Annotated in this window: 6 protein-coding genes; 3 read left to right on the top strand and 3 right to left on the bottom strand. The window is 73.4% G+C overall.

Features of this window, described 5'->3' with window-relative positions; genetic code table 11:
- Nucleotides 1-1,043: copper resistance D family protein (locus ACTUAL_RS23635; protein ID WP_440901782.1), on the top strand; the 1,043-nt coding region annotated here is incomplete at its 5' end.
- A 176-nt stretch (nt 1,044-1,219) separates the two neighbouring features.
- Here ACTUAL_RS23635 and ACTUAL_RS23630 read toward each other — a convergent pair.
- The 3 genes from ACTUAL_RS23630 to ACTUAL_RS23620 form a co-directional block, all read right to left on the bottom strand.
- On the bottom strand, nt 1,220-1,519 hold the full coding sequence (locus ACTUAL_RS23630; protein ID WP_232519651.1) for a hypothetical protein: 300 nt from the start codon (nt 1,517-1,519) through the stop codon (nt 1,220-1,222).
- A gap of 111 nt (nt 1,520-1,630) precedes the next feature.
- Nucleotides 1,631-2,527 carry an aminoglycoside phosphotransferase family protein gene (locus ACTUAL_RS23625; RefSeq protein WP_440901781.1) on the bottom strand — a complete coding sequence of 299 codons (897 nt, stop codon included), beginning with the start codon at nt 2,525-2,527 and terminating at the stop codon, nt 1,631-1,633.
- Between the two features lie 142 nt (nt 2,528-2,669).
- On the bottom strand, nt 2,670-4,052 hold the full coding sequence (locus ACTUAL_RS23620; RefSeq protein WP_096490949.1) for a helix-turn-helix transcriptional regulator: 1,383 nt from the start codon (nt 4,050-4,052) through the stop codon (nt 2,670-2,672).
- Between the two features lie 217 nt (nt 4,053-4,269).
- Between ACTUAL_RS23620 and ACTUAL_RS23615 the strand changes: the two genes are divergently transcribed.
- Together ACTUAL_RS23615 and ACTUAL_RS23610 are read left to right on the top strand one after the other, a co-directional pair.
- Entirely contained in the window at nt 4,270-4,593 is a 324-nt protein-coding gene (locus tag ACTUAL_RS23615) for a hypothetical protein (RefSeq protein WP_096490948.1), read from the top strand.
- Nucleotides 4,594-4,606: 13 nt separating this feature from the next.
- The gene (locus ACTUAL_RS23610) at nt 4,607-4,969 is read left to right on the top strand and encodes a hypothetical protein (RefSeq protein WP_012782673.1); all 363 of its coding nucleotides are present in this window, start codon (nt 4,607-4,609) and stop codon (nt 4,967-4,969) included.
- The last annotated feature ends 297 nt before the right edge of the window (nt 4,970-5,266 follow it).

The following is a 5,266-nucleotide window of genomic DNA, read 5'->3' as shown; positions in this document are numbered from 1 at the left end:
GGGGGTGGGGAGGGCGCCGACGGGGGCCCGCCGACGGGCCCCGGGGCCCCGCCCGCCCCCGCGCGGGGGGGGCGGGGGGGCTGCCGCTGGGCGCGCTCGCCGGGGTGCTCGCCGGGCTCGCGATCGCGGGCACCGGCGCGGCGGCAGGCGGACCGGGGCCCGCCGCGCGGGTGGCGCAGCCGCTGGCCAGGGTCCTGCTCGACCTCTCGGCGACGGGCGTGGTCGGCCTGTCGCTGCTGCCGAGGCTGCTCGGCGCGGCCCGCCCCTCGGCGACCGAGCCGGTGCTGCGGCTGGCCAGGCCCGCCGCCGTGGTGCTGTCGGCGGTGTGGGCGCTCGCCGCGCTGCTGTCGGTCGTGCTGCGCGCGCACGAGACCAGGCCGGACGTGCCGCTGACCACGGCCAGGCTGCTCGACTACGCGCAGCGGGTGCCCGCCGGTCAGGGGCTGCTGTTCAGCGCGGTGTGCGCGGTGGTGTGCCTGGGGGTCGGCGCGGTCGCGGTGCGCAGGGGCGAGGCGGTGCCCGCCGAGCTGCGGGTGCTGGTCGCCCTGTTCGGGCTGCTCCCGCTGCCCGCCACCGGGCACGCGTCGAACCGGGACTTCCGGGACGTGGCCGTGGTCGCGATGGAGCTGCACGTGCTGGGCGCGGCGCTGTGGACCGGCGGGCTGGTCGCGCTGGTCGCGCTCGTGGCGCACCGCAGGGGGCTGCTGGCCGAGGCGCTCCCCCGGTTCTCGAAGCTGGCGACCGCCGCGCTGCTGGTGGTGACCGCGACCGGGGTCGGCACCGGGCTGCTGGAGCTGGCCGCCGCGCCGGGCGGCGGGCTGCCGGGCTCGCTGGTGACCACCCCGTACGGGCTGCTGCTGGTCGGCAAGGCGCTGTGCGCGCTGGCCCTCGCCGGGCTCGGGGCGCGCATCCGCTGGTGGCTGCTGCCGCTCGTCCGGCGGCACCAGCCGACCGCGCTGGTCGGCTGGGCGGCGGCGGAGCTGGCCGTGATGGGCGCGGCGTTCGGGCTCGCGGTGGTGCTCTCGCGCGCGCCGGTCGCCTAGCGGCCACGGCCGAGCGCCTGCCGGGCCGGGGCGGGCGACCGCCCGTCGCGCGGGCGCCACCGGCCGACGGCGCGGGCCGATCGGCGGTGGTCGGTTCGGTCCAGCGCCGAACGGTCCTTCCGGTGCGATGAACTGCGTCCGGAAGGACCAGCGGCGATTGCGCCGGGCGAACGGCCTCAGTCCTGGGCGAGCCTGGCGGTCGGGTCGTTGCGGAACTTCCCGAGCACCACCAGCGCCTCCTGCCCGCGCCGGTCGAGCTCGCGGGCGTCGATCCAGCCGTTGGCGAAGTAGCGGTAGTCCTGGGCGAGCTTCACCAGCTCCGCGAGGTAGTCCGCGGACCGCCGCCGCCGATCCTCGTCGAACGAGGCCAGCAGCGGCAGCTGCGTGTCCACGACCTCGTCCAGCATCCTGGCCGCGTCGAGGGCACGCTTGGCGCGCCTGCGCCTAGTGCCGAGCAACTGTCCGATTCCGCGCACCGTGGCAACACCCCATCGCCCGAGTCAGCACCCGAACCCTAGGCACTGCGAAGCTCCCCGTCGATGGGTTCAGTCGCATTCCACGTGCGCGGTGTTACGCGAATTGCGGACTCAGCGGTAGGGCTCCCAGCGGGTCCCCGAATCGCCCTCGCGCAGTGATCGAAGTCGTCGTCGCAGCTCAGGCGCGACCTCGGGGTGGCTGCGCAGGATCGGCAGGACGCTGGTGGTGAGCTTCAGCTCACGCACGTCCCTGAGCAGGGCGTACCCCGGCCAGCCGGTCACGTCGAAGCCGTACTCGGCGGCGAGCTGCTCGTGCCACCGCCACGGGTGGCCGAGCCGGGCCGCGCCGACCGGGACCATGGACAGGTCCCACTCCCTCGGCCCCAGCCCGGTCGAGTCGAAGTCGCAGATCAGGGGCCCGTCCGGGCTCGGGATGAGGTTGCGCAGGTGCGCGTCCCCGTGCACGAGGCCGACCGGGAGCGCCGTCTCCAGCGAGCGGAGCCGCTCGGCGAGCGCCGCGCAGCGCTCCTCCAGGAACTCCAGGTCGTCCGCCGCCAGCTCCTCGGCGTCGGCGATCCGCCGCCGCACGTCCTCCAGCGGAGACCACTTCGGCACCGCGAAGTCCGGCTCCGGCAGCGAGTGCACCACTCGGAGCAGCCTGCCGAGGTCGCGGCCGTCGACGGGCGGGCCGCCGCTCGGCGCGGTGCGCCACAGGGTGGCCACGTGCTCCCCCACGACGAGCGGTTGGGGCACGCCCTCCACCAGCCGCACGGCGGGCACGTCGTGCCGGGCCAGCCAGCGGGCGACCGCGACCACCTTGGGCGCCCGGTGGCGCAGCGCCATCGACCCCGTTATCCGCACCACGACGCCCTCGGCGGGCAGCTCGTACACCGCGTTGGCGGTGAACTTCAGCAGCCGCGCGCCCCGGTGGTCGAGTCCGAGGCCCGCGCACAGCCGCTGCAGGACGTCCGCGAGCACGGCGGGGGTGAACCGGCCACCACCCGCCACCCGCGCACCGCTCCCGGCGCCTGCCTCGGCGCCGTTCCCGGCCTCGGCGCCGATCCCCGCGCCGCCGCCCTCCGCACCGCTCCCAGCGCCGTCGCCCGCGCCGTCGCGCCCGGACCCCCGCGGAGGTCCGAGCCCCGACGCCTCAGGCCGCGCTGTCGGTGCCGGTGAACTTGGAGACGCGTTCGGCGAGCTCACGGGCGTCCTGGTTGTTGCGGCGCTTCTGCGCCTCGCCGAGCAGCGGCTTCATCCGGTCCTTGGTGCGGATCGACTTCAGGCTCTCGGACAGGTCGAGCGCCTGGCGCCCGACCTTGGAGCCGTGGTCGAGGTCGCCCTGGAGCAGGTGGTTGATCGACAGTGAGATGAAGTTGAACGACTTGCTGCGCGTCATGTCCTCGCCGTAGCCGCCGATCGCCTTGGACAGCGCCGGGATGGCCGTGCGGGTGTACTTGACGTCCACCGTCTGGGCCAGCTCGGTGTGCACCGTGCCGACCATGGCGGACAGGTCGTTCGCGTCGAAGAACCGCGCCCACGCGGGCGCCTCTGCGACGTTGGCCCTGGCGAACTCGTCGCGCGCCCTGCCGAGCAGCTTGAGCGCCTGCGTGTCGGAGCCCATCTTCGCGTAGGCCCACGCCTCGTTCGCGCACAGGATGCCGACCGCGAGCTCGGAGCCGGAGTTCTGCGCGGCCAGCTGGCCGAGCTGGAACACCTTGAGCGCGTCGTCCGGTGCGTCCTGGTGCAGGTAGACGCGGCCCATCCGGTACAGGATGTTCGCGACCAGCTCCTCCTTGCGCCCCTGCTTGGCCAGGCTGAGCGCCTGCCCGAAGTGGTTGCGCGCCGAGTCGTACAGCCCGGTGTCGAACGACGTCCAGCCAGCCAGGTTGTGCAGGTCGGCGAGCGCGACGTACAGCCGCTCCTTGACCAGCTCGGTCGCGTTCGCGCCCAGCATCTGCTGCCCCCAGGACAGCTGGGCGACGACGGCGTCGCGGCAGGAGCCGCCGCCGTACTGGTAGTCCAGCGTGCGCAGGGCCTTGGTGGCGGCCTCGACCTGGCGGACGTCGGTCATGCCGATCCGGCCGGGGGCCGGGGTCTGCGCGGGAGAGCCCGTCCAAGACCCGGAGTCCGTGCCGAACACGGCCGCACCGACGGTGATGGCGGCGGCGTGCGCGAGGAACTTCCTTCGCTTCACCGACTCGTCCTCCTCAGAATGGGGTGCCTCCGCCGTGGCGGCCACCCGCACTGCCGTGGCCTCGTCGTAGGCGAGGCCCATGTATCCCCTGGGGACACCCAAGCCGGTGGCGATCCTGGTCAGGACGTCGTAGGCCATGACCTGACGACCCTTGAGGATCTCCGACACTTCGGACTGCGACTGACCGGTGAGCGCCGCGATCTGGCGCTGCGACACGCCGTGCCTGCGCAGCAGCCGGTAGACCGTGCTGATCTCCCGCTTGGCCAGGGCGTCGCGCATCTCCTGCTGGTCCCAGACCTCGGGCGTAACAGGAGAGTTCGACGAACCGATGGTGTTCAATTGCGCCCCCTCACAGTCCTTACCGGGCGTCAACGGCAGAGTAGGGGCATTCCACCAAGTGCGAGAAGTGTCGATCGGCGAGGCTGATCGGCCCTACTGAACTCCGTTGACCGCTTACCGTGGAACGGGCACCGGCCACCGCTGGAGTGCCCCGCTCCGGGTTGAATCATCGCAATCTAGGTTCCGGTAAGCGAGTGAACTCGGAGAGGGACACGCGGTGGATCTGATCGAGCAGGCGGTGACCACCCGGCGCGGTGGCGTCGCGGGCGAGGTCGTCCTCGGGGTTTCCCCCTCCACTTCCCTGTCTATCCAGGAGCCGACCGACCTCGGCTCCGGATGGCGCGGCTCGACCGGGCAGCGTCGTCGGTGGTGCTCCAGCCCCGACGGCGTGGACGGCCGGGACCGCAGCTCCACCGCCCGGACCTCCGGGGGCCCCGCGCCCCTGGTCGGCCCGACCGGTGGGGCGGCGGTCCTTTCGGCCGACCGACTCGTACAGCTCAGGGCAGCGCTACGCGAAGCCGCCGAGAAGGCGGAAAGGTGACGGTGACGTTTCGGTGGACGAGATCCTCGGTCAAGTTCTTCGCAACGCGGTCTGGGAACGGTTGGACCTGCTCACGGAGCTGGCCAGCCAGGCCGACGCCCCTTCCCTCCTGTCGGTGGCACGATCCGAGCTCCCTCGGTTGACCGAGGGATGGCGGGCACTGCTCGCCGCGCACGAACCGGACGACAAGGGCAACTGCCCCGAGTGCTCCGGTCGTTGGCGGCAGCAGAAGAGCCCCTGCTCGGTGTGGCGCGCCGCGTACGAACACCTGGTCGCGGGCGGACTGGCCCCGCGCCCGGCTCGGCACCTCCGCACGGCGCCGGTGACCCCTCCTGTCACCCGGTCGCGCCGAGGAGTAGCTGTCCGAGCCCATTAACGGGCGGTGGCGACCTGTCGTTCCCCCGACGCGACACGGTCGTCCACCCGCCTCACGCTGACCGGCGGTCCGGGACGTGCGAACCCCCGACCGCGACGAACGGGCCGCCGGTCAGCCTCACAACTGAACACCCGAGTCATCCGCGGACCGGTGTCGTGCACACCTTCCCTCCCGACCGGCGCCGGTCCGCGGGCACCAAGTCCGGCCCCCATTTACCCGCCTCCCCCGCGGGCCAAGGGGGCGGTTCCCCCTCCGGGGTTAACAAAAACGCCCGTTCGCGGCCAGGGCCCATTACGT

The organism is Actinosynnema sp. (genome assembly GCF_052038725.1).
This window is presented reverse-complemented; position numbering and strand designations above follow the sequence as displayed.